The following is a 22,624-nucleotide window of genomic DNA, read 5'->3' on the forward strand; positions in this document are numbered from 1 at the left end:
GCGCCGGGCACGTAGCTCGGTATGGGCTGGACGCACGACTACCGTGACGTATCACGCAACCACCACAGCACCGCCGCCTCGGGCCAACCGTCGCATTCGGCCGTGTTGTCGGACGAGCTTCCCGAACGGGGACAACTGCTCGCTATCCCACGCATCCTGGGGCGTCGCGCCCGCTGGGTGAGCGCAAGGCTGCGTCACTCGGCGCGCAGCTGACACCCGCCCAGCCGACGCCCCGGCAGCGCATCGGACCCCGTATCGCTCACAGCGCGCACTGCTGGGTGCTTGCCTGATGCGAAGCCGTGCGACCCGCCGTGATGTCGGAACGCACCTCGTTCGAGGTGAGCGCGTACCCGGTCGAGTCGTCGTCGAGGGACTTGGCAAAGACCACCCCGTACACCTTGCCGTCCGGGGTGAGCAGCGGGCCGCCGGAGTTGCCCTGACGGATCATCGTGAAGAGCGAATAGACGTCACGGCTGACATCCGAGCGCCGGTAGATGTCCGGCCCGTGGGCCTGGATGCGCGCCCGTACGCGTGCCGCCCGCACGTCGTAGCCGCCGTTCTCGGGGAAGCCGGCCACGATCGCTCCGTCGCCGGTGTAGGCGACGGCGTCGGTGAACTGCAGGGAGGGCGCATCCAGCGACGGCACGTCCAGCACGGCGATGTCGCGCTGCCAGTCGTAGAGCACCACCGTGGCGCTGTAGAGCTTGCCCTCGCCGCCGATCTGGACGGTCGGATTGGTCACCCCGCCGACCACGTGCGCATTGGTCATCACACGGTGCTTGGCGAAGACGAAGCCGCTGCCTTCGAGCACCTTGGAGCAGCTCGGCGCCGTCCCGACCACCTTGACGATGCTCTTCTCGGCGCGAGTCGCCATGGCGCTCTTGGCGAGCCTGGGGTCGGGCGGCGGCACCGAGGTGATCGGCTCGTTGGAGAACGGCGTGAAGACCTGCGGGAACCCGTTCTGCGCCAGCACCGAGCTGAAATCGGCGAACCAGATGTCCGCGCGTTGCGGGATCATCCGGGAGACGCCGGTGAGCACCTTGGACGAGCGCACCTCCCGCCCGATCGTCGGCAGTGCTGTCCCCGCAAGTGCGGAGCCGATCAGCCAGGCGACCAGCAGCATCGCCAGGACGTTGACGAGCGCGCCGCCCGTGGCGTCGATAGCCCGCGCCGGTGACCAGGTGATGCGGGTGCGCAGCCTGCTGCCCAGGTGGGTGGTGAACGCCTGCCCGACAGAGGCGCACACGATCACGACGACGACCGCGGCGAGCGCCCCGAAGGTGCCCGGCTGGGCATTGCCCGTCACCTGGTCCCATACGACGGGCAGGACGGCGACGGCGACGAGTCCGCCTCCCAGAAAGCCCAGCACCGACAGGATCCCGACGACGAATCCCTGTCGGTAGCCGACGATCGCGAACCACACGGCCGCGAGCAGCAGCAGGATGTCCAGCGCGTTCACCGGGATACCGTCTCACGCATAGGCGCTGAGCGGGACTTCCTTACTCCGGTCCCATTTCTCTTCCCACCCCGAAAAATGCAGGATCCGGTCGATCAAACCGGCCGTGAAACCCCAAACCAGGGCATCCTCCACAAGAAACGCCGGCCCGCGGAAGCCGCTCGGATGTGTGACAGTCGTACGGTTATCCGGGTGAGCAAGATCGGCCACCGGAACGGTGAACACCCGTGCGGTCTCGGCCTCGTCGACGGCCCCGACGGCGCTCGGCTCGCGCCACCATCCGAGCACCGGCGTCACGACGAAACCACTCACCGGGATGAACAGCTTGGGCAGGACGCCGAAGAGCTGCACACCGGACGGATCGAGCCCCGTCTCCTCCTGCGCCTCGCGCAGCGCCGCCCGCAGCGCGCCGACGCCGTCCGGATCGCCGTCCTCCGGATCGAGCGCGCCGCCGGGGAACGACGGCTGCCCGGCGTGCGAGCGCAAGGACCGGGCGCGCTCCAGCAGCAGCAGCTCGGGGCCGCGCTCACCCTCCCCGAAGAGGATCAGCACCGCAGACGGCCGTCCGCCCCCCTCCGGCGGCAGAAACCGGCTCAGCTGCTCAGGCCGTACGGCCCGGACCGCCTCGACGACCGGTGTGAGCCACTGCGGCAGCCCGCGGACCGACACCGCGGGCGCGGTCGTCATCCGGCCTCCCGCGGGGGCTTGGGCTGGCCGGGGAGCGTCTTCAGGTAGTCCACGTAGGCGGCCGGGGGCTTGAGCCGCTGGCCGTCGCCGCCGCCCATCTCGTACTTGAGCAGCTTCGCGGCCTTGTCCGGGTCCGTCTCGCCCTCCCCGTACGAGGGGCACAGCGGCGCGATCGCACACGCGCCGCACGCGGGCTTGCGGGAGTGGCAGACGCGGCGGCCGTGGAAGATCAGGCGGTGCGAGAGCATGGTCCACTCGCTCTTGGGGAAGAGAGCGCCGACGTCCCGCTCGATCGTCTCGGGATCCTCGGACGTCGTCCATCCGAAGCGGCGGGCGAGGCGCCCGAAGTGCGTGTCGACCGTGATCCCTGGCACCCCGAAGGCGTTGCCGAGCACGACGTTCGCCGTCTTGCGGCCGACGCCCGGCAGCGTCACCAGGTCCTCCAGGCGGGCGGGCACCTCGCCGCCGAAGCGGTCGCGGATGGCCGCCGACAGACCCAGCAGCGACTTCGCCTTGGCGCGGAAGAACCCGGTCGGCCGGATCAGCTGTTCCAGCTCCTCGGGGTCGGCGGCGGCCATCTCGTCAGGGGTGGGGTAGCGGGCGAAGAGCGCCGGCGTCGTCTGGTTGACGCGCAGATCCGTGGTCTGGGCCGAGAGCACCGTGGCGACGAGCAGCTGGAAGGCGTTGTCGAAGTCGAGCTCGGGGTGGGCGTACGGATACACCTCGGCCAGCTCCCGGTTGATCCGCCGGGCGCGCCGGACGAGGGCGACCCGCGACTCGGGCTTCGCGGGGCGCTTGGCCGGCTTGCCCTCGGCCGGAGCCTTGGCCTTGCGGAGGGCTTGTTCGCTCGTAGCGGAATCCGGAGTACGTTTCACCCGAACGGGTCGCGTACCCTGCCGCTTGTCACTCGCACTTGGCGTATCAGACACCCGGCCAGCCTAAGGCTCACCACTGACATATGGCGGTGGTACCGCGCTGACCACCAAAATCACCGCGCGTCCACCACGTACCCCGACCCCGCGGGGCAGCGTCGCGCGGCTATAGGACACACTTGTGATTGATCGCACTGTTTTGCCGTCCGGCATGATGGGGACTGGATCCGGTCGGTGAAGTCAACAAGGAGAGACCTCGTGGACGACGTTCTGCGGCGCGCACCGCTTTTCGCGGCGCTCGACGACGAGCAGGCCGCTGACCTGCGTGCCTCCATGACGGAGGTCACGCTTGCGCGTGGGGACTCGCTCTTCCACGAGGGCGACCCGGGTGACCGGCTCTACGTGGTCACCGAAGGCAAGGTGAAGCTGCACCGCACCTCGCAGGACGGCCGCGAGAACATGCTCGCGGTGCTCGGTCCCGCCGAGATGATCGGCGAGCTCTCCCTCTTCGACCCGGGCCCGCGCACCGCCACGGCGACCGCGCTCACCGAGGTCAAGCTGCTCGGCCTGGGCCACGGCGACCTGCAGCCGTGGATCAACGCGCGGCCCGAGGTCGCCATCGCGCTGCTGCGCGCCGTCGCGCGGCGGCTGCGGCGCACCAACGACAACATGTCGGACCTGGTCTTCTCCGACGTCCCCGGCCGCGTCGCCAAGGCGCTGCTCGACCTGTCGCGCCGCTTCGGCGTCCAGTCCGACGAGGGCATTCACGTCGTCCACGATCTGACGCAGGAGGAGCTGGCCCAGCTGGTGGGCGCCTCGCGCGAGACGGTCAACAAGGCGCTCGCGGACTTCGCCGGCCGCGGCTGGCTGCGCCTGGAGGCGCGGGCCGTGATCCTGCTGGATGTGGAGCGGCTGGCCAAGCGGTCGCGCTGACGGGCGGTGCCCGCCGTGATCCGGCCTCTCGCCCTGATCCGTCACCTGATCTGACGCTGCGTCAGATCAGTCCGTGCTCGCGCAAGTAGTCCAGTTGCGCGCGGACCGAGAGCTCAGCCGCAGGCCACAGCGCGCGGTCGACGTCCGCGTAGACGTGGGCGACCACCGCGGGCGGTGTGGTGTACCCCAGCTCGACCGCCGTCTCGACCTGGGCGAGGCGGTGCGCACGGTGGGCGAGGTAGTACTCGACCGCTCCGCGCGCGTCGGCCAGAACGGGACCGTGGCCCGGCAGGATCGTGTCGATCGCGCCCTTCGCCGTCAGCGCCTGCAGCCGGCGCAGGGAGTCGAGGTAGTCGCCGAGGCGACCATCCGGATGCGCCACCACGGTCGTACCGCGGCCGAGCACGGTGTCGCCGGTAAGCACCGCCGAATCCGCCGGCAGGTGGAACGAGAGCGAATCGGCCGTGTGCCCCGGAGTGGCGACGACGCGCAGTTCCAGGCCTCCCGTCGTGACGACGTCACCGGCCGACAGGCCCTCGTCCCCCAGCCGCAGCGCCGGGTCCAGCGCCCGCACGGTGCTCTTCGTCAGCTCCGCGAACCGTTCGGCGCCCTCCGCGTGATCGGGGTGGCCGTGTGTGAGCAGGGTGAGCGCGATGCGCTTGCCCGAAGCCTCGGCCGTCGAGACGACGTTACGCAGGTGCGTCTCGTCGAGCGGGCCGGGATCGATGACGACGGCCAGCTCCGATCCGGGCTCCGAGACGATCCACGTGTTCGTCCCGTCCAGGGTCATCGGCGACGGGTTCGGCGCCAGGACGCAGACCGCGCGCGACGTCGCGGGCCCTCCGACCATGGGCCTGGGGGCACCGGGCATGATGGCGGCCGTCATTACTCGGCTCCTCGGGGCGCCGGCGCAGTGGGGATGCGCTTGGTGAATTCCTCGTGTCCCGGCCAGCTCACCACGATCTCGCCGTCGGTGACGGCTGCGCGTGCCAGCACGGGCGTCAGATCGCGGGCAGCGCTCGCCGCCAGCGTGTCCGCGACCCTGGCGTACGGGACGAGGGCGCGCAGCGTCGCGATCGTCGGCGGCATCATCCGCAACTCACCCCGGTCGTACGCCTCGACCGCCTCGGCCGCGCCCAGCCACACGGTCCGGTCGGCCTCGCCCGACACGTCGCGGGTGCGCTGACCCTCGGGGAGCGCGGCCAGGAAGAACCAGGTGTCGTAGCGCCGCTCCTCGAACTCGGGGGTGATCCAACGGGCCCACGGCCCCAGCAGGTCGGAGCGGAGCACGAGCGCGCGCCGTGCGAGGAACTCGGCGAACGACAGCTCCCGGGCGACCAGCGCCCGCCGGTCCACCTCCCACTCCTCGCCCGTGGTGTCCGCGACCACCGAGCCCGCATCGGGGCCGGCGAGGAGCACCCCGGACTCCTCGAAGGTCTCCCGCACCGCCGCGCAGACGGCGGCCTGCGCCTCGGCGGGCGTGGCGACGCCGAGCGCCTGCGCCCACTCCCCCGGGGTCGGCCCGGCCCAGCCGACCGCGCCCTCGTCACGCTGGTCGACGCCGCCGCCCGGATAGGCGTACGCGCCGGCGCCGAACGCCATGGAGGCGCGCCTGCGCAGCATGTGGACCTCGGGCCCGGCCGACCCGTCCCGCAGCAGCAGCACGGTGGCGGCGCGCCGGGGCGTCACAGGAGTGAGCCGGCCGTCGACGAGCGCACGGATGCGGTCGGGCCAGCTGTGCGGGAACCAACCCGTCGTGGTCATGCCGGGATGGTATGTGTTCGCGCGCGGTTGTTCGACCCAGAACGGTCTACGGGACCGGGACGGGTCGGGGAAAGGCCGGCACAGGACGGTGCGGGGACACGCCAGGGCCCCGGGAGCACGACCGGGGCCCGGCCCTGCTACGGCTCGATCTCGACCTGGAGCTCCACCTCGACCGGCGCGTCGAGCGGCAGGACGGCGACACCCACCGCGCTGCGGGCGTGCACCCCGGCCTCCCCGAGCACCTCGCCGAGCAGCTCGCTCGCCCCGTTGAGCACGGCAGGCTGCCCGGTGAAGTCAGGCGCGGAGGCGACGAAGCCCACCACCTTGACCACCCGCTTGACGCGGTCCAGATCGCCGATGGCCGACTTCACGGCGGCGAGTGCGTTGAGCGCGCACGTCGCGGCGAGCGACTTCGCCTCCTCCGGGGTCACCTCGGCGCCGACCTTGCCGGTGAGCGGCAGCTTGCCGTCGACCATGGGCAGCTGACCGGCGGTGTAGACGTACGCACCGGAGACGACGGCAGGCTGGTAGGCCGCGAGCGGCGGCACGACCTCGGGAAGCTTCAGCCCCAGCGAGGCGATCTTCTGCTCGATGGCGCTCTCGCCGCTCATGCCTGCTTCTCCCGCTTGAGGTAGGCCACCAGCTGCTCGGGGTTGGGGCCCGGGACGACCTGGACGAGCTCCCAGCCGTCCTCGCCCCACGTGTCCAGAATCTGCTTCGTCGCGTGCACGAGCAGCGGCACCGTCGCGTATTCCCACTTCGTCATGGGTGCGACTGTAGTGCCAGATCAGCCGACTCCGTCGGCGGGGACATCGGGCCGACTCCGTCGACGGGGCCGCACCGGCGGACTGCCCCGGCGGGCCTCGCACGGACGGGCCCGTGCGTGGTACGGGTCCGGACTGGTTAGGCTCGCAAATGTGAGCGCCCAACAACGAGCCGTCCAGGAGCCTGCCACGCCCGGCCCGCCCGCCCGGTTCCACATCGTGACGGGCAAGGGCGGCACCGGGAAGACCACGGTCGCCGCCTCCCTCGCGCTCGCCCTCGCGGGTGAGGGCAGGCGCACGCTGCTCGTCGAGGTCGAGGGGCGCCAGGGCATCGCCCAGCTCTTCGAGGCCGAGCCGCTGCCGTACGAGGAGCGCAAGATCGCCGTCGCGCCCGGCGGGGGCGAGGTGTATGCGCTGGCCATCGACCCCGAACTGGCGCTCCTCGACTACCTCGACATGTTCTACAAGCTCGGTCGCGCCGGCCGCGCGCTGAAGAAGATCGGTGCGATCGACTTCGCCACGACCATCGCGCCCGGCCTGCGCGACGTCCTGCTCACCGGCAAGGCCTGCGAAGCCGTCCGCCGCAAGGACAAGGCGGGGTGGCGCAGCTACGACGCGGTGGTGATGGACGCGCCTCCAACCGGTCGCATCACCCGCTTCCTCAACGTGAACGACGAGGTCGCGGGGCTGGCCCGGTTCGGGCCGATATACAACCAGGCGCAGGCGGTGATGCGTGTCCTGAAGTCGTCGGAGACCGCCGTCCACCTGGTGACGCTGCTGGAGGAGATGCCGGTCCAGGAGACGGTCGACGGCGTCGCCGAACTGCGCGCCGCCGGGCTGCCGGTGGGCGCTGCGGTGATCAACATGCTGCGTCCCGTGGTGCTCGACGACGTGGCGGTGGCGTCCGCGGGCGACGGCAACCGCCGTGCCGCCATCGCCAGGGCGCTGTCGCAGGCCGGCCTCGGCGGTGCACGCCGCGGCGGGCACGCCGAACGGCTGGTGGACCCGCTGCTGGAGCAGGCGCGCGAGCACGCGGAGCGCGTGGTGCTCGAACGCCAGGAGCGTGCCGAGATCGCCGCCCTCGGCCTGCCCACGTACGAGCTCGAACTGCTCGGCGACGGCGTCGACGTGGGCGGGCTCTACCGGCTGGCGGAGAGCCTTCGCAAGCAGGGATTCGCGCGTGAGGAGGCCCGATGAGCGCGCGAGCGGCGGGCGGCAGTTACATCAGCCGCTTGCGCGGCGGGGCGAAGGGGAACGAGCGATGAGCTGGGAAGCGCCGGTGCTCGAAGTCGATCCGCTGCTGGACGATCCGAAAACACGGATCATCGTGTGCTGCGGCTCCGGCGGGGTGGGCAAGACGACGACGGCTGCGGCGCTCGGCGTGCGGGCGGCCGAGCGCGGCCGCAGGACGGTCGTGCTGACGATCGATCCGGCGCGGCGGCTGGCCCAGTCGATGGGACTCACCCACCTCGACAACACCCCGCGGAAGGTGGCCGGGATCGACGAGTCCGCGGGCGGCGGGCTGCACGCGATGATGCTCGACATGAAGCGGACGTTCGACGAGATCGTCGAGCAGCACGCCGATCCGGCGCGCGCACAGGCGATCCTGGACAACCCCTTCTACCAGTCGCTCTCGGCCGGTTTTGCGGGCACGCAGGAGTACATGGCCATGGAGAAGCTGGGCCAGTTGCGGGCGCGCGACGAGTGGGACCTGATCATTGTGGACACCCCGCCGAGCCGTTCGGCGCTGGACTTCCTGGACGCGCCGAAACGTCTCGGGTCGTTCCTGGACGGGAAGTTCATCAAGATGCTGATGGCGCCGGCGAAGGCGGGCGGCCGGGCCGGGATGATGTTCCTCAATGTCGGCATGTCGATGATGACCGGTGCGTTGAGCAAGGTGGTCGGGGCCCATCTGCTGCAGGACGTGCAGACGTTCGTGGCCGCGATGGACACGATGTTCGGCGGTTTCCGTACCCGCGCGGACGCGACGTACCGGCTGTTGCAGGCTCCCGGCACGGCGTTCCTCGTCGTCGCTGCTCCGGAGCGGGACGCGTTGCGCGAGGCGTCGTACTTCGTGGAGCGCCTCGCCGCGGAGGACATGCCGCTGGCGGGTCTGGTGCTCAACCGCGTGCACGGCAGCGGAGCGGCGGGGCTCACGGCGGAACGCGCTCTCGCGGCGGCCGAGGCGCTCGAGGAGCTCGCGGAGGCCAACGGGGGTGCCGAGGCCGCCGATCCCCCGGTGGAGGGCAAAGACGACGGTGAGTCGCCAACCCCCGTCCCCATTCAGGTGATTGATGACTCAGAAAATCTTCCGCATCGCAGCATTGTGGATCGCGACAGCGGGAAGCCTGACAGTGAGCCCCCCGCGGAGTCGCTCGCCGTCGGTCTCCTGCGACTGCACGCCGAACGAATGCAGGTCGTCGCACGCGAACGCCGTACACGTGACCGTTTCGCCTCGGTCCATCCCGAGGTGCCCGTGGCCGAGGTCGCGGCGCTGCCCGGTGACGTGCACGACCTGGACGGTCTGCGCGTGGTCGGAGAACGGCTGGCGGAGGGTCAGCCGACCGCTGCGTAGTCCGCGTCCGCGTCGCTGGGCAGGAGGCCCACGCTGCGCTCGTACTCGTGGCGTGCGGTCTCCAGAAGTCTGCGCCAGGAGGTGACCGTGGGGCGGCGGCGCAGCAGAGCCCTGCGTTCGCGCTCGGTCATTCCTCCCCAGACGCCGAACTCGACACGGTTGTCGAGGGCATCCGCCAGGCATTCCGTACGCACCGGACATCCGGTGCATACCGCCTTGGCCCTGTTCTGTGCCGCCCCCTGGACGAAGAGCTCGTCCGGATCAGTGGTGCTGCACGCTGCCTGCGCACTCCAGTCGGTAACCCAGCTCATGCTGGCGCCGTCCTCTCCCGAATCGGGGCTCCCCCACGGCGGCAGCGGCATATTCACCGCCGCCAGTTGAGGACGTTACGGAAGCAGGGCACGGCACAACAGCCCTTTCAGGCCCAATCTTGAATGGCCCGAAAGGACTATGCGTACGCGGCAGATCACCCAACGGAGTGAGCCCGACGCAAGTCCGACTCTTTGGACATAAAGGGCACTTCGCTCGGAGAGTGACCCCATACACATGGCATATGACGGGAATCCGGACACCTCTCATCACCCACAAGAGTGAGCACGAGAGACAGATGCGCGACTCGTAGACGCGCCCGCCTCTCACAGGGTAGGCGAACAGGTGGGCGCACGTCCTCAGAATCGCAACGTAGGCTGCTCCTCATGGCTTACAAGCGTTCGGGCGGTGGCGAGCCGACCGCCAAGCAGGCCGCGAAGTTCGTCGGCGCCAGCGTGATGGCGGGTGTGGTGCTCGCAGGTCTGGCCCTGCCCGCCACCGGTGCACTCGGACTGACCGCCAAGGGTGCGGTCGCCGACTTCAACGCCCTTCCCGGCGACCTCAAACGCCCGCCGCTGAGCCAGGCGACGCAGATCCTCGACGCCAACGGCGGTCTGATCGCCACCGTCTACTCGCGCGACCGCACCGTCGTACCGCTGAACGACATCAGCCCGACGATGCAGAAGGCGATCGTCGCCATCGAGGACTCGCGCTACTGGCAGCACGGCGCGATCGACCCCAAGGGCATACTGCGCGCGCTCGACACCAACGCGGCCGACGGCGGCGTCGCCCAGGGCGCCTCCACCCTGACCCAGCAGTACGTCAAGAACGTCTTCATCGAGGAAGCCGGGGACGACCCGAAGGCGCTGGCCGAGGCCACCCAGCAGACCCTCGGCCGCAAGATCAAGGAACTGAAGTACGCGATCCAGGTCGAAAAGGAGCTGGGCAAGAAGCAGATCCTGGAGAACTACCTCAACATCACCTTCTTCGGGGAGCAGGCGTACGGCATCCAGGCCGCCGCCGAGCGCTACTTCTCCACCGACGCCAAGAACCTCGATCTGGCGCAGTCGGCGCTGCTCGCCGGCCTGGTCCAGTCGCCGACCCGCTACGACCCGATCGCCGACCCGCAGGAAGCCCTCAAGCGCCGCAACACGGTGCTCAAGCGCATGGCCCAGCTCGGCGACGTCTCCACAGCGCAGGCCAAGGCGGCCGAGGCCAAGCCGCTCGGCCTCAACTCCAGCACGCCCAAGAACGGCTGCATCACCGCCGTCAGCGGCGCCGGCTTCTTCTGCGACTACGTCCGCGAGACCTTCCTCAACGATCCGGCCTTCGGCAAGACGGAGGAGGACCGCGCCGCGCGCTGGACGCAAGGCGGCCTGACCATCCGTACCACCCTCGACCCGCAGGCCCAGGCCTCCGTCGAGGACTCGCTCAACAAGCACATCTACAAGACCGACCCCGTCGCCGCCGCGGCCACCCTGGTCCAGCCCGGCACCGGCAAGATCGTCGCCATGGGGCAGTCGCGACCGTACGGCTTCGCCACCGACGAGACGCAGATCAACTACAACGTCGACCAGGACATGGGCGGAGGCGGAGGCTTCCAGTCGGGTTCGACGTTCAAGCCGATCACCGCAGCGGCCGCCATCGAGGGCGGCACCGACCCCAACACGGTGCTCCCCGCGCCGTACTCGATGAACTACCCGAGCCCGGTCAACACCTGCGGCAACCCCTGGGTCAACGACAGCAACCCGCCGGCGCAGGTGCAGAACGAGAGCAAGTCCGAAGTCGGCCCGATGAACATGCAGAAGGCCACGGCGCTCTCGGTCAACACCTACTACGTGCAGCTCATCAGCAAGATCGGCATCTGCCCGGTGGTGCAGATGGCCCAGAAGATGGGCGTGCACCAGGCGAACGGGGTACCGCTCGGGCAAGTGCCGTCGATCACCCTCGGCACCCAGCTCGTCACCCCGCTGACGATGGCATCGGCCTACGCCACCTTCGCCAACGGCGGCGTGTACTGCACCCCGGTCGCGATCGAGTCGATCTCGGACGCCAACGGCAAGTCGCTGCCGGTGCCGCAGACCTCGTGCACCCGCGCCATGTCGCCGAAGACCGCGTCCACCCTCAACACGCTGCTCAAGGGCGTGGTCGAGGACGGTACGGGCACGCAGGCGGGCCTGACCGGCCGTGACACGGCGGGCAAGACGGGCACCACCGACAGCCTCAAGAACGCCTGGTTCGTCGGCTACACCTCGAACATGGCCGGTGCGGTCTGGGTCGGCGACCCGCAACAGTCGGTCCAGATGTACAACATCACCATCGGCGGCGTCTTCCACAAGCAGGTCTTCGGTGCCGACACGCCGGGCCCGATCTGGCGGGACGCGATGAACGGCGCGTTGGCGGGCACCCCGTCGGCCAAGCTGCCGACGGTGTCGCTGAGCGGCTCGAACAACCCGCCGTCACAAGGGAACCCGAGCCCGAACCCGTCCCCGAGCGGCAACGGCAATGGCAACGGGAACGGCAACGGCCAGGGAAACAACCCGTTTCCGGGGTTCTCCCTCCCGCCGGGCCTGATCGGCGGCAACGGAAACGGCGGCAACGGAAACGGCGGCAACGGGAACGGGAACGGCGGAGCCAACTTCCCGGGCGGCTGAGCCCGAAACGACGCGACGAGGGGCGCCCCGGAGCATTCCGGGGCGCCCCTCGCGCATGCGGAGGCAGGTCAGCTGCCGAGTTGCTTCTTCACCTCGGCGGCCACCTTGCCGCCTTCCGCTCGTCCCGCGATCCTCGGGTTCACGATCTTCATCACCGCGCCCATCGCCCGCGGTCCCTCGGCGCCGTCGGCCGCGGCCTCCTTCACCGCCTGCGCGACCAGCGCCGCCAGCTCGTCCGCGGACAGCTGCTGCGGCAGATAAGCCTCGAGCACCTTGCCCTCGGCGCGCTCACGCTCCGCGGATTCGGCACGCCCGCCCTGCTCGAACGCGTCGGCCGCCTCGCGACGCTTCTTCGCCTCGCGCGTGATCACCTTCAACACCTCGTCGTCGGAGAGTTCGCGGGCGGTCTTGCCCGCGACCTCCTCCTTGGTGATGGCGGAGAGAGTAAGGCGGAGCGTGGCCGAGCGCAGCTCGTCCCGTTCCTTGATCGCGCTGGTCAGGTCGTTCTGCAACCGCTGCTTGAGCGTCGTGGTCATGCAAGGGAGTCTGCCATGCACAGCCGTACAAGGGCCGCAAGATTTCCTGGCGGTGTGCGGGTCTGCGACGATGAACGCATGCGCGCGCGTTATGGGATCCCGTTGGGAGTCACGGCAGTCGGAGCGGCAGGGCTGGCCTACGCCGCCGGCTTCGAGGTCCGGTCCTTCAGGCTGCGGCGGGTCGAGGTTCCGGTGCTGCCGCCCGGGATGAGACCGCTGCGGGTGCTGCAGGTCTCCGACATCCACATGGTCTGCGGACAGAAGAAGAAGCGCCGGTGGCTGCAGGCGCTCGCCGCGCTGCGCCCCGACTTCGTGATCAACACCGGTGACAACCTCTCCGACCCTGACGCCGTCCCCGAGGTGCTCGACGCCCTCGGACCGCTGATGGAGCTGCCCGGCGCCTACGTCTTCGGCTCGAACGACTACTACGGGCCCAAGCTGCGCAACCCGGCCCGCTACCTCGTCGAGAGGGCGCGCGGCCGGCACGGCCTCAACGGCAACGCGCCGGTCCACGGTGCGATCCACAACCCGTGGGAGGAGCTGCGGGACTGCTTCGACACGGCGGGCTGGGTCGGCCTCAACAATGCCCGCGGCCGCCTCAAGTTCCCCGACGGCATCGAGATCGCCCTCACCGGCCTGGACGATCCGCACATCAAGCGCGACAGGTACGCGACGGTGGGCGGCGGCGCGGAGCCGGGCGAGGGGCTGTCGCTGGCCGTGGTCCACGCCCCCTACCTGCGCGTTCTCGACGCCTTCACCGCCGACCGCTATCCGCTGATCCTCGCCGGGCACACCCACGGCGGCCAGCTGTGCGTCCCCTTCTACGGGGCGCTCGTCACCAACTGCGACCTGGACACGCAACGGGTCAAGGGCCTGTCGCTGCACCGCGCGGGCGGCCGCGAGTCGTATCTGCACGTGTCGGCCGGCTGCGGTACGAACCGCTACACGCCGGTGCGCTTCGCCTGCCCGCCGGAGGCGACGCTGCTGACGCTCACACCACAGGAGTGACGGAACCGTTACCTTGGGTCGATGACCGATCCGCACCTTTCATCCCTTACGCCGGTCCGCTCGCACATCATGGGCGCCCCGGGCCTGGCCTCGCGGCCCCGGCGACGGCGCCACCCGGCGGCCGCGGCGGTCCGCACGCTCATCGCGGCGGCGGCCGCCCTCGGCATCGCCCTCGACGCCCTCGGCGCACCGCGGGCCGTCGGCCTCCTGCACCTCCTCGCCTCGCCGGTCATCGAGGCGAACGCCCTGGTCGCTGTCGTCTGCGCAGCCGCCGCTCTGCGCGCCGCGACCGGACGCACCACGCTGCCCGCAGGGCTCACCGGGGCGGCGGTGCTCTACATCACAGCCACCGCGCTGGTGTACCACCTCGCCCTCGGCCACGACCACGGCGCGAGCGCACACACCGGGACGCAGACGATCACCGGCAGCCTGCTCCACACCGCCGTCCCGCTCGCGGTCGCCGCGGACTGGCTGCTGCTCACCCCCGCCGGCCGCTACCGCCTGCGGCACTCCTTCCGGTGGCTGCTCTACCCGTCGGCGTACCTGGCGTTCGTCCTGACCCGCGGCGCCCTGCTCACTCCGGGAACGCGCCACCGCTACCCGTACCCCTTCCTCGACGCCGGCGCCCACGGCTACCATCGCGTGCTCCTGGACGCCATGCAGCTCGGCGTGGCCCTGTGGCTGCTCGCCCTGGGCCTCGTCGGCCTCGACCACCTGCGCCCTTCCCGCCGGGACGGGCATAACGCGATTTCGTCTCCGGCTGCGGGTCCGCTAGAGTAGTCCCCGTTGCACCGGGGTGTAGCGCAGCTTGGCAGCGCGCTTCGTTCGGGACGAAGAGGCCGTGGGTTCAAATCCCGCCACCCCGACCAGTGAAACACCAGATCAGGGCCGGTTTCCTCGTGAGGGAAACCGGCCCTGATCTGTGCTGCGTGACTATCTGCGCGACTACGGTTTCGGATCGGTCTTGACGATCTCGTGCATGCCGACCGCTCCACGTTGACGAGGCCGGGCAGCCTGATCATCGGTGACAACGTGGTTCGCGACGGCGCCCTCGTCGATGCCTCCAGTCCCGATCCGCGCGTCCACGGCGTGCGCCGTTTCGCCGAACTGGTCGCCGGGCACCCCCGACTCACCGCGACCGCCCCGCAAACCGTCGGCGAGAAGGGCTACGACGGCTTCATCCTGCCCAGGTCACCGAGGCGTTGCCTGACCTGCTCCGGCGAATGTTTTTCGCCGCGTCATCCGGTGGAAACGAAAGGGCGGTACTGAGTGTCAGGCAAGGGCCATTCGTAGTGCCGCAGTTGGGTATTCAATTACCCACGATAAGGCTATCGGCGTGTGTATGGCACGTCACGTTGCCTCCATGGAGCGGCAGTTGGGACACTGAGTGTGCATAATCAAGGGCATTGAGTGCCGCACACCGCGGCCATGGGCCGCGGTGTTCGCGGTCGGCAGTATTTTGTCCGATCTCGGGCACGGCAAAGGAATTCGCCGAATTCAACGGCACGACCGCAATCCTTGGCCGACCCGGCGCAGTCCGGCAGATGAAGGGGGTCACATGACAGCGCTGTACCCGGCGTTGCTGTCTTCTGAGTCGCTGTCCTCGGGGCCGCCGCCCGGCGCCGAGCCGACGCACCCCACAGGGGTGTTCGACGATGATGTCCGCCTGGTCTGGGAAGCGCGGCTGACCGTCGACTCCGGCCATCCGTACTTCTTCGACCACCCTCTCGACCACGTGCCCGCCATGCTCCTCGTGGAAGGCGCGCTGCAGCTGGTCGGGCAGGTGAGTGGCCACGGCGGCCGGCCGCCTGGCGTCGGCTCGCTGGGGCTGGACTTCCACCGGTTCTGCGAGCTCGAGGAAGCGCCAGTGGTGCGGGCCTGGGAGACGCCCCGTGACCCCGGCCGATGGCATCTGGAGATCGTGCAGGGGGGAACGTCGGTCGGCGCGGGTAGTTTCGCGTACGCAGGCCGTGCGGCCTCAGCAGACCATCCCGTTCGCGGCACGCCATCGGCGGCGGCGCCCGTTCCGGCCGGGCTCGTTCACCGCGCGCGCTCGGAGAACGTCCTGATCGGCGGCTTCGAACAACTCGGCGAGGACGAGTACGCGGCGGAGCTGCTGGACCCGCCGCCCGGGCACTACCTGGTCAGCGGCACCGGGCCGACCCGCTCGCTGGGGGAACTCATGGAAGGCTTACGGCAGTTCGCCACCCTGCTCGGGCACGAGGCCCGCGAGGTGGCGGCGGACGGGCAGTTCATCGTCGGCTCGTTCGACGTACGGCTGGACCGGCCGCTCCGGCGCGGACGACGGACCGTGCTCCGGTGTTGCGGGCTGCCGACGGCTCGCCGCCGGGGGGCCGGGGTCATGAGGTTCACCGTGCATGGCGGCCCGATCATCGGCGAGGCCGCGATCACCGGCCATGTGGTCTCCCGCCGCGCGTACGAGCATCTGCGGCGGATGCGCCCGGTGGGTGCGCGGTGAGGGCTGTGAAGCCGGAGAGCTGGTTTCCGCCCGCGCTCTTCCTCGCCGGACTCGGCGCGCTCGGGTACGGGCTCGTGACCGAGTCCGGGGTCCGCCGGGTCGTGATCGCGCTGTACCTGGCCTGGACGGTGACCGAGCTGCGAGTGACGTTCCGGCGCAGCCCTGGGGAAGCCGGAGGCGACGACCGGGGCAGCATGCCGCTGTACGGACTGGCGCGTGGAGCGGTGGTCGCTGCGGCCGTCTTCGCACCCGCCGGGTCCGGGTGGCCGGGCTGGCCCAGCGGGCGCATCGTACCGCTCCTGATCGTCGTCTTCCTCGCGGGAATCGCACTGCGGCTGACCGCCGTCGTCCACCTCGGCCGCTTCTACTCGCACCGGGTGCGCACCCTCCACGACCACGCGATCGTCAGTACCGGCCCGTACCGCTTCATACGCCACCCCGCCTACGCGGGCATGATCGTGGCCCACGCCGGATTCGTCGCGATCTTCGCAAACCCCTACATCATCGCCGCCTGTGCCGGGCTGCTGATTCCGGCCATCGTGCACCGGATTCTCGTCGAGGAACGGACATTGATGGAGCTGACCGGCTACCCGGCCTACGCACGCAACCGCAAGCGGCTGGTACCGGTGGTGTGGTGATGCGCCGTCAATACATTGTCACCGGGCACCGGATGCGCAGTGTCCGCGCGGACGAGGTGGGGCAGAAACTGGCCCGGCTTGCCCGGCTCGCTGCCGAGGGGCTGCCCGTGCCGCCCTTCTTCGCGCTCACGGCCGGATGCTTCCGGGTGGTGGCCGACGCGCTGCGCGACCCGATCGAACGCGAGCTGCGCAGTGTGGACTTCACCGATCCCGCCTCGGTCGAGAGAGCCTCCGACGCCGTCCGCGCGCTCTTCGGCGCAGCCGCCGTCCCGCCGAAGGTGGCACACGATATCCTCGCCGCCTTCGACGATGCGTTCGCGCCCGGCACGCTCGTCGCGGTGCGGGCCTCCACGATCAGCGAGGACTCCACGCAGGATGCCTTCGCCGGGATGAGCGACAGCTTCCTCTACGTTCCGCGCGAGCTGCTCCTGGAGCGGATCCGCGGCTGCTGGACCTCCGCCTTCAACGCCGAATCGCTCCTGTACCGGCATGTCCAGGGCCTGGGCCCGCTCGAGGTCGACGTGGCCGTCGGCGTCCAGCAGATGGCGCTGGGCGAGCGGTCGTTCGTGGTGTTCACCTGCGATCCGCGCACCGGCGCCGCGCAGTGCGTCATCGCAGCGGGATACGGGATCGGCGAAGGGGTCGTCCAGGAGCGGGTCGGCGTCGATCACTACTTTCTGGCGGCCGACGGCGGGATCGGCACCCGGATCGCCGACAAGCCGGAGCGGCTCGGGTTCAGCGCCGCGCGTCCCGAGGCCGGCCCGGTTGCCCTGCCGGTGCCCGAGGAACTGCGCGGCAGGCCGGTGCTCACCGACGACGAGATACGGCAACTGGACGGCGTGGGCCGCAGGATCGAGCGGATCTTCGGTGTGCCGCAGGACATCGAGGGGACGTTCACCGCCGACGGCGCGCTGCATCTGGTGCAGTCCCGGCCGATCACCGTCGACCTTTCGCTGCGTCGGCAGTGGAGCAGTGCGAACGTCACCGAGAGCTTCCCCGGCGTCACGACCGCCCTGACCTACACCTTCGCGCAGAAGTTCTACAGCACCATCTTCCACGACCTGTACCGCAGGCTCGGCGTGGATGCTCGCACCCTGCGCCGCAACCGGCGCCATCTGGAGCGGATGATCGGGTGGCACCACGGGAGGATCTACTACGAGCTCGGCGCCTGGTATCACCTCCACCAGCAGCTCGCGGTCTTCCCGCTCTTCCGGGCCTCCTGGGAGCAGATGATGGGGATCTCCGGCGCGCCACCCGTACCTGGAGCGGGACGTCCGGGAAGCCGGTCCGCGATGCTGCGGCTCGCCCTGCCGCTGTGCCGGGTGGCGGTCCGCTTCGCCCGCCACGACCGGGCGATGCGCCGCTTCGAGGCGTGGTGGGAATCGTTGATCTCCCCGTTGCGCAGCCGGGACTGGTCCGCCGTCGATCCGCTCGCCCGCATCCAGGCCTTCCATGAGGTATGGGCGGCCGTCGGCGAGGAGTGGGGCGTCACGCTGATCAACGACTCCGTGCTGAGCACCACCGCCGCCGTCACGGAACGGTTGCTCCGGCGATGGGTGCCGGGCCGGGACCAGGCGCTCCTCAGCGACCTGCTCTGCGGGGACGAGGAGAACCACAGCACGGCGATCGTGCTCTCCGTCGTGCGCCTGGCGGAGCGGGCGCGCTCCTGCCCCTCCCTGCTGGAGGCGCTGGCGGCGCGGGACGGGCGGGACGTGCGCGAGGTGTGGCAGGCCGTCGAGCGCGGCGAGTTCGGCGGCGAGCTCCTCGAACAGCTCCGTGCCCATCTGCACCGGTACGGCGACCGGGGACTGCAGGAGCTGAAGATGGAGCAGCCCACCGTGCGGCAGGCGCCGTGGGAGCTGCTGCGCCTGGTCGGCGACTACGCCCGTAGTGACCTCGGCGTCGCGGAGCTGCAGCAGCGGGAGCGGCTGATCAGGGCCGAGGCCGAACGGCGGCTCACGGACGCGTTGCGGGGCCGCCCGGTGCAGCTCACAGTGGTGCGGCTGCTGCTGGCGAAGCTCCGCCAGTACGTCCGCCACCGGGAGAACTCCCGTTACTGCAGGAGCGAGTTGTTCGGCCTGGCCAAGGCGGTCTTCACCTCGCTCGGTGAGGAGCTGGCCGCACGCGGCGTGCTCCGTGGCGCCGACGACGTCGTCCACCTCACCCAGGACGAACTCTTCGGCTACTTCGACGGGACGGGTACGAGCGAGGAGCCGCAGGCCGTCGCGGACGCACGCCGCGCCGAGTTCGAGGCGGCGGACGAGGAGCCGCCGATGCGGTTCACCACCCTGGGACCCGTACGGCACACCCGGCCTACGGCATGGCAACCGGCCTCCGTACCCGGCGTGTTGCGCGGCCTGGGCTCCAGCGGCGGAACGGCCCGCGGCATCGCCCGGATCGTGCTGGATCCTCGTACCCACGTCACCGGACCCTCCGACGAGGGGTTGATCCTCGTCGCCCGGGAGACCGACCCGGGGTGGCTCTTCCTGATGCTGCGCGCCGCGGGCATCGTCGTGGAGCGCGGGACCATGCTCTCCCACACCGCGATCACCGGGCGGAAGTTCGGCATCCCCACCATCGTCGCCCTGCCCGGCGCGACCACCGCGATCCCGGACGGCGCGCTGGTGGAGATCGACGGCACCCGTGGCCTGGTCACGGTCCTCGACGGCGAGACGGAGCGCGCATGAGGACACCGGGTATGAGGACACTGCGCAGACTGGGCCACTTCACGCTCGCGGTGTTCACGCCGCACGTGTATGTGACGTATGCGGTCCTGTGGGTGCTGGCCCTGGAGGGCTCGGCGTCGCTCCTCGCGCACCGCCCCTGGCATCCCTCCCCCGGCACGGCGGTGCGGGCGGTCAGCGTGGTGCTCACCCTGCTGTATCTGCGGATGGCCGACGAGCAGAAGGATCTGGAGTACGACCGCGTCCACAACCCCGAACGGCCCCTGGTGACAGGGGAGATCGGCCGCGGCGAGCTGCGCGGTGCCATGGTGGTGATCGCGATCGCGCTGGTGGCGCTGAACGTGCGGCTGCCCGCGGCGGCCCTCGCCGTGCTCGTCGCGGATCTCGGTTACGCCCTCCTCCTCGTCGTACTCGAACGTCGCAGCCGCAGGGTCAGGGACGGGCTGCTGGTCAACTTGGCGATCACCTACCCGGTGCAGGTGCTGATCAGCGTGTACGTCTACCTTTCGGCGGGCGGCGGCGCCGGCTTGCGGGCCGTACTGCTGTTGGCGATCTTCGTCTGCGTCTTCCTGCATTTCGAGTTCGCCCGCAAGACGGCCTGGGCGGGGCCGGACGGGGCGCGTCTGTACTCCGGTGTCATCGGTCCGCAGCGCAGCGCCCGGACGGCGGCGGGGTTCACGGCAGCCACGGCGCTGCTGACCCTGGCGCTCTTCCGGCCGTGGCATGCCATAGGCGCCGGCGCGCTCGCCGCGTCGGCAGCGTATGCCCCGTATGTGGCGCTCGCCTTCCCGGCCGCCGGACTGGTGCTGTTCACGCGACGGCGGGTGGTGGCGTGGCCGGTGCCGCTGGCCATGGGTTTCGTCGTCTGCGACTATCTGGCCCTGGCGCTTCAGGCGGGGGTGCGATGATCCTGCTCACCGGTGCGAGCGGCTTCGTCGGACGGGCGGCACTTGCCGCGCTCACCCGCCGCGGGGCCTCGCTGCGGCTGCTCACCCACCGCCGCCCCATCGACCCCGTCGACGGGGACGCCGAGCGGATCGCGGGGGATCTGGCCGATCCCGCGTCGCTGGCGGGCGTCTGTGAGGGCGTCGACACGCTTGTGCACTGCGCCTCAGCGATCGAGGGGAACGAGGGGGACGGCAAGCACGGCGAGGACCAGGAAAGGTGCACCGCCGTCAACGTGCACGGCACCGCGGCGCTCGTCACCGAGGCCCGCCGGGCCGGAGTCCGCCGCATCGTTCATCTGAGCACCGCCGCCGTCTACGGGACCGGGCCGCACGCCGGGATCACGGAGAACGCAGTGGAGTGCGCACCCGCCTCCGTGACCAGCCGCACCAGGCTGCTCGCCGAGCGGTCGGTGCTGGCCGCGGGCGGGACAGTGGTGCGCCCGATGTTCGTCTACGGGCCGGGCGACAGCCGGTTCGTACCGGCGCTGGCCACCGCCCTGGCCCGTACTCCGGTCACCGTCAACGGTGCGCGCGCCAGGCTCTCCCTCGTCGCGGTGGAGGACCTGGCCGAGGCCATCGCCGCCCTCGCCCACACCGCGCGCCCGACACGAGGCGTCTACCACGTCAACCATCCGGTGCCCGTCACCGTCGCCGAGCTGCATGCGGCGCTCACCCGGCATCTCGGCGTCCCCGCCCCGGCCGCGGATCTGACGTACGAGGACGCGCTGGCGTTCACCGGCGCCGAGCCGCGGCTGGTACGGCAGTTGGCTTTGGTGGCCCTCGACCACTTCTACGACAGCACCAGAGTCTGGCGCGAACTCGGCCTGGTACCGGGCGGCTTCGGTGAGCGTTTCACGGCGTACGCCCCCTGGTACCGCCGCCATCTCGGCCTGCGCCAGGCGACCGGGCGCGCGCCCGTCCTGGATCCGGAGACGACATGACCGTGCCCACCGCACCGGGCGGCCTGCCTCTGATCGGGCACGGGCTGCCGATGGTCCGCGACCCGCTCTCCTTCCTCACCTCGCTGCCCCGGTACGGGGACGTGGTACGGATCCGTCTCGGCACCGTCACCGCCTTCGTCATCAACGACGCCGGCCTGGTGCGCAGTGTCCTCGTCGGTGAGAGCGGCACCTTCGACCAGGGGCAGCTGGTGGATTCGGCGCGTCCGCTGCTGGGCCGGGGTGTCGGGATGCTCAACGGGGAGGAGCACCGACGCCACCGCCGGCTGATGCAGTCCGCGTTCCACCGGGAGCGGATCGCCGCCTACGCAACGACCATGAGCCGACTCGCCGCCGAGCGGGCCGCTTCGTGGCGCCCGGGTCACGTGCTCGCCGTGGACGAGGAGATGAACGAGCTCGCCCTCCTCACCGTGGCGACCACGCTCTTCTCCGCGGACTTCACCGACGCCATCGAGGAGATCAAACGTTCACTGCCGGTCGCGCTGGAGGAGATCCCGCGGCGCGCGCTGGCCCCCGCGCTGCTGCTCAGGCTGCCCACTCGCCGCAACCGCCGTTTCCGTACCGCCGTTGACCGGCTGCACCGGACGACGCGGCAGGCCGTCGCCGCCGGCCGCGGGGACCGCACCGACCGCGGGGACCTGCTCTCCAGCCTCCTGCGCAGCCGCGACCACGAGACCGGCACGGGTCTGAGCGACGATCAGGTGCACGACCAGCTCGTCAACATGATGGTCGCGGGGACGGAGACCACCGGCGCCGCCCTGGCCTGGGCCTTCCACGAACTCGGTACCAACCCTGGGATCGAGGCTCGACTCCACGACGAGGTGGACGAGGTACTCGGCGGCAGGGCAGCGGAGTTCGACGACATCTCACGCCTGGACTACACCCGCCGCGTGGTACAGGAGACGCTGCGCCGCTATCCCCCGTACATCATCCTGCGCCACGCGCCGGCCACCGTCACGATCGGCGGGACCACGCTGCCCGAAGGCGCCTCGGTGCTCTTCAGCCCGTACGCCCTCCACCACGACGCACGTGTCTTCCCGCAGCCCGGGCGCTTCGACCCGGACCGCTGGCTGCCCGAGCGCTCGGCGGGGCTGGCGCGGGGCGCCTGCATTCCGTTCGGCGGCGGTGCACGTCAATGCCCGGGCAACCACTTCGCCCTCACCGAACTCGTCATCCACCTGGCCACCATCGCCGGCCGCTGGCGACTGCGTCCCGTCGTCGGCGCGCGGGTGCGGGAGGTCGCCAGAGGCGCGGCCGTTCATCCCGGCGCACTGCGGATGACGGCGATTCCCAGAGGGCAGGTAGGGGTGGTGGGGGTGGTCAGGGGAGGTTGCGGGCCATGACGATGCGCTGGACCTG

The 22,624-nt window shown here is 70.5% G+C and carries 21 protein-coding genes, 1 tRNA gene and 1 pseudogene; 14 read left to right on the top strand and 9 right to left on the bottom strand.

The features are described from left to right. Positions 1-259: 259 nt before the first annotated feature. From NGB36_RS11355 to nth, 3 genes are read right to left on the bottom strand one after another with little or no spacing between them, the layout of a single operon-like run. On the bottom strand, positions 260-1,459 hold the full coding sequence (locus tag NGB36_RS11355) for a MarP family serine protease (RefSeq protein WP_255920069.1): 1,200 nt from the start codon (positions 1,457-1,459) through the stop codon (positions 260-262). A 12-nt stretch (positions 1,460-1,471) separates the two neighbouring features. Continuing rightward, positions 1,472-2,143, bottom strand: coding sequence for an NUDIX hydrolase (locus NGB36_RS11360; protein ID WP_255920070.1), 672 nt, complete (start codon positions 2,141-2,143; stop codon positions 1,472-1,474). Then, on the bottom strand, positions 2,140-3,018 hold the full coding sequence (gene nth / locus NGB36_RS11365; protein ID WP_255920071.1) for an endonuclease III: 879 nt from the start codon (positions 3,016-3,018) through the stop codon (positions 2,140-2,142). Before nth ends, NGB36_RS11360 begins: the two co-directional genes overlap by 4 nt. Positions 3,019-3,273: 255 nt before the next feature. Here nth and NGB36_RS11370 point away from each other — a divergent pair, with 255 nt between their 5' ends. Then, positions 3,274-3,948, top strand: coding sequence for a Crp/Fnr family transcriptional regulator (locus tag NGB36_RS11370; RefSeq protein WP_255920072.1), 675 nt, complete (start codon positions 3,274-3,276; stop codon positions 3,946-3,948). A gap of 61 nt (positions 3,949-4,009) precedes the next feature. Here NGB36_RS11370 and NGB36_RS11375 read toward each other — a convergent pair whose 3' ends face one another. The 4 genes from NGB36_RS11375 to sp36 all read right to left on the bottom strand — a co-directional run bounded on the left by NGB36_RS11375 (position 4,010) and on the right by sp36 (position 6,478). Next, on the bottom strand, positions 4,010-4,834 hold the full coding sequence (locus NGB36_RS11375; RefSeq protein ID WP_255920073.1) for an MBL fold metallo-hydrolase: 825 nt from the start codon (positions 4,832-4,834) through the stop codon (positions 4,010-4,012). Further along, positions 4,834-5,712 (bottom strand): NUDIX hydrolase, encoded by an 879-nt coding sequence (locus NGB36_RS11380; protein ID WP_255920074.1) that lies wholly within the window; start codon positions 5,710-5,712, stop codon positions 4,834-4,836. The genes NGB36_RS11375 and NGB36_RS11380 overlap by 1 nt, the downstream gene beginning before the upstream one ends. Before the next feature lie 137 nt (positions 5,713-5,849). After that, positions 5,850-6,323 (bottom strand): RidA family protein, encoded by a 474-nt coding sequence (locus tag NGB36_RS11385; RefSeq protein WP_255920075.1) that lies wholly within the window; start codon positions 6,321-6,323, stop codon positions 5,850-5,852. Then, positions 6,320-6,478: a Sp36 family protein gene (gene sp36 / locus NGB36_RS11390; RefSeq protein ID WP_009189813.1), complete on the bottom strand. Its 159-nt coding sequence runs from the start codon at positions 6,476-6,478 to the stop codon at positions 6,320-6,322. Before sp36 ends, NGB36_RS11385 begins: the two co-directional genes overlap by 4 nt. A 151-nt stretch (positions 6,479-6,629) precedes the next feature. On the opposite strand from sp36, the gene bagA reads away from it, so the two are divergent. Continuing rightward, entirely contained in the window at positions 6,630-7,673 is a 1,044-nt protein-coding gene (gene bagA / locus NGB36_RS11395; protein ID WP_372509412.1) for an ATPase BagA, read from the top strand. A 64-nt stretch (positions 7,674-7,737) separates the two neighbouring features. Beyond that, positions 7,738-9,051: an ATPase BagB gene (gene bagB, locus NGB36_RS11400; RefSeq protein ID WP_255920076.1), complete on the top strand. Its 1,314-nt coding sequence runs from the start codon at positions 7,738-7,740 to the stop codon at positions 9,049-9,051. Here the strand turns inward: bagB and NGB36_RS11405 are convergent. After that, the gene (locus tag NGB36_RS11405; RefSeq protein WP_255920077.1) at positions 9,033-9,362 is read right to left on the bottom strand and encodes a WhiB family transcriptional regulator; all 330 of its coding nucleotides are present in this window, start codon (positions 9,360-9,362) and stop codon (positions 9,033-9,035) included. The two genes, bagB and NGB36_RS11405, sit on opposite strands and share 19 nt — an antisense overlap. A 384-nt stretch (positions 9,363-9,746) precedes the next feature. On the opposite strand from NGB36_RS11405, the gene NGB36_RS11410 reads away from it, so the two are divergent. Next, positions 9,747-12,014: a transglycosylase domain-containing protein gene (locus NGB36_RS11410; protein ID WP_255920078.1), complete on the top strand. Its 2,268-nt coding sequence runs from the start codon at positions 9,747-9,749 to the stop codon at positions 12,012-12,014. Positions 12,015-12,082: 68 nt separating this feature from the next. Here the strand turns inward: NGB36_RS11410 and NGB36_RS11415 are convergent, their stop codons facing one another. Further along, entirely contained in the window at positions 12,083-12,550 is a 468-nt protein-coding gene (locus NGB36_RS11415; RefSeq protein ID WP_255920079.1) for a GatB/YqeY domain-containing protein, read from the bottom strand. A 78-nt stretch (positions 12,551-12,628) separates the two neighbouring features. Here NGB36_RS11415 and NGB36_RS11420 point away from each other — a divergent pair, with 78 nt between their 5' ends. The 10 genes and pseudogenes from NGB36_RS11420 to NGB36_RS11470 all read left to right on the top strand — a co-directional run bounded on the left by NGB36_RS11420 (position 12,629) and on the right by NGB36_RS11470 (position 22,608). Next, a complete protein-coding gene (locus NGB36_RS11420) occupies positions 12,629-13,558 on the top strand; it encodes a metallophosphoesterase (protein ID WP_255920080.1) in 930 nt (309 codons plus the stop codon). 21 nt (positions 13,559-13,579) lie between these two features. Beyond that, positions 13,580-14,338, top strand: coding sequence for a Pr6Pr family membrane protein (locus NGB36_RS11425; protein ID WP_255920081.1), 759 nt, complete (start codon positions 13,580-13,582; stop codon positions 14,336-14,338). A gap of 12 nt (positions 14,339-14,350) precedes the next feature. Beyond that, a tRNA-Pro gene (locus NGB36_RS11430) sits at positions 14,351-14,427 on the top strand. Positions 14,428-14,554: 127 nt separating this feature from the next. Then, positions 14,555-14,743: pseudogene (locus NGB36_RS11435) on the top strand (methyltransferase); the annotation flags it as partial. Between the two features lie 373 nt (positions 14,744-15,116). Continuing rightward, positions 15,117-16,037 carry an AfsA-related hotdog domain-containing protein gene (locus NGB36_RS33130; protein WP_269470034.1) on the top strand — a complete coding sequence of 307 codons (921 nt, stop codon included), beginning with the start codon at positions 15,117-15,119 and terminating at the stop codon, positions 16,035-16,037. Next, positions 16,034-16,675 (top strand): methyltransferase family protein, encoded by a 642-nt coding sequence (locus NGB36_RS11450; RefSeq protein WP_255920082.1) that lies wholly within the window; start codon positions 16,034-16,036, stop codon positions 16,673-16,675. Before NGB36_RS33130 ends, NGB36_RS11450 begins: the two co-directional genes overlap by 4 nt. A 32-nt stretch (positions 16,676-16,707) precedes the next feature. Continuing rightward, positions 16,708-19,362, top strand: a complete 2,655-nt coding sequence (locus tag NGB36_RS11455) for a PEP/pyruvate-binding domain-containing protein (RefSeq protein ID WP_255920083.1) — start codon at positions 16,708-16,710, stop codon at positions 19,360-19,362. Beyond that, positions 19,359-20,267 carry a UbiA prenyltransferase family protein gene (locus tag NGB36_RS11460; protein WP_255920084.1) on the top strand — a complete coding sequence of 303 codons (909 nt, stop codon included), beginning with the start codon at positions 19,359-19,361 and terminating at the stop codon, positions 20,265-20,267. Before NGB36_RS11455 ends, NGB36_RS11460 begins: the two co-directional genes overlap by 4 nt. Next, positions 20,264-21,247 carry an NAD-dependent epimerase/dehydratase family protein gene (locus NGB36_RS11465; RefSeq protein ID WP_255920085.1) on the top strand — a complete coding sequence of 328 codons (984 nt, stop codon included), beginning with the start codon at positions 20,264-20,266 and terminating at the stop codon, positions 21,245-21,247. Before NGB36_RS11460 ends, NGB36_RS11465 begins: the two co-directional genes overlap by 4 nt. Then, positions 21,244-22,608 (top strand): cytochrome P450, encoded by a 1,365-nt coding sequence (locus NGB36_RS11470; RefSeq protein ID WP_255920086.1) that lies wholly within the window; start codon positions 21,244-21,246, stop codon positions 22,606-22,608. The genes NGB36_RS11465 and NGB36_RS11470 overlap by 4 nt, the downstream gene beginning before the upstream one ends. Positions 22,609-22,624: the final 16 nt, after the last annotated feature.

The organism is Streptomyces humicola, assembly GCF_024436035.1.
Classification (GTDB): domain Bacteria; phylum Actinomycetota; class Actinomycetes; order Streptomycetales; family Streptomycetaceae; genus Streptantibioticus_B; species Streptantibioticus_B humicola.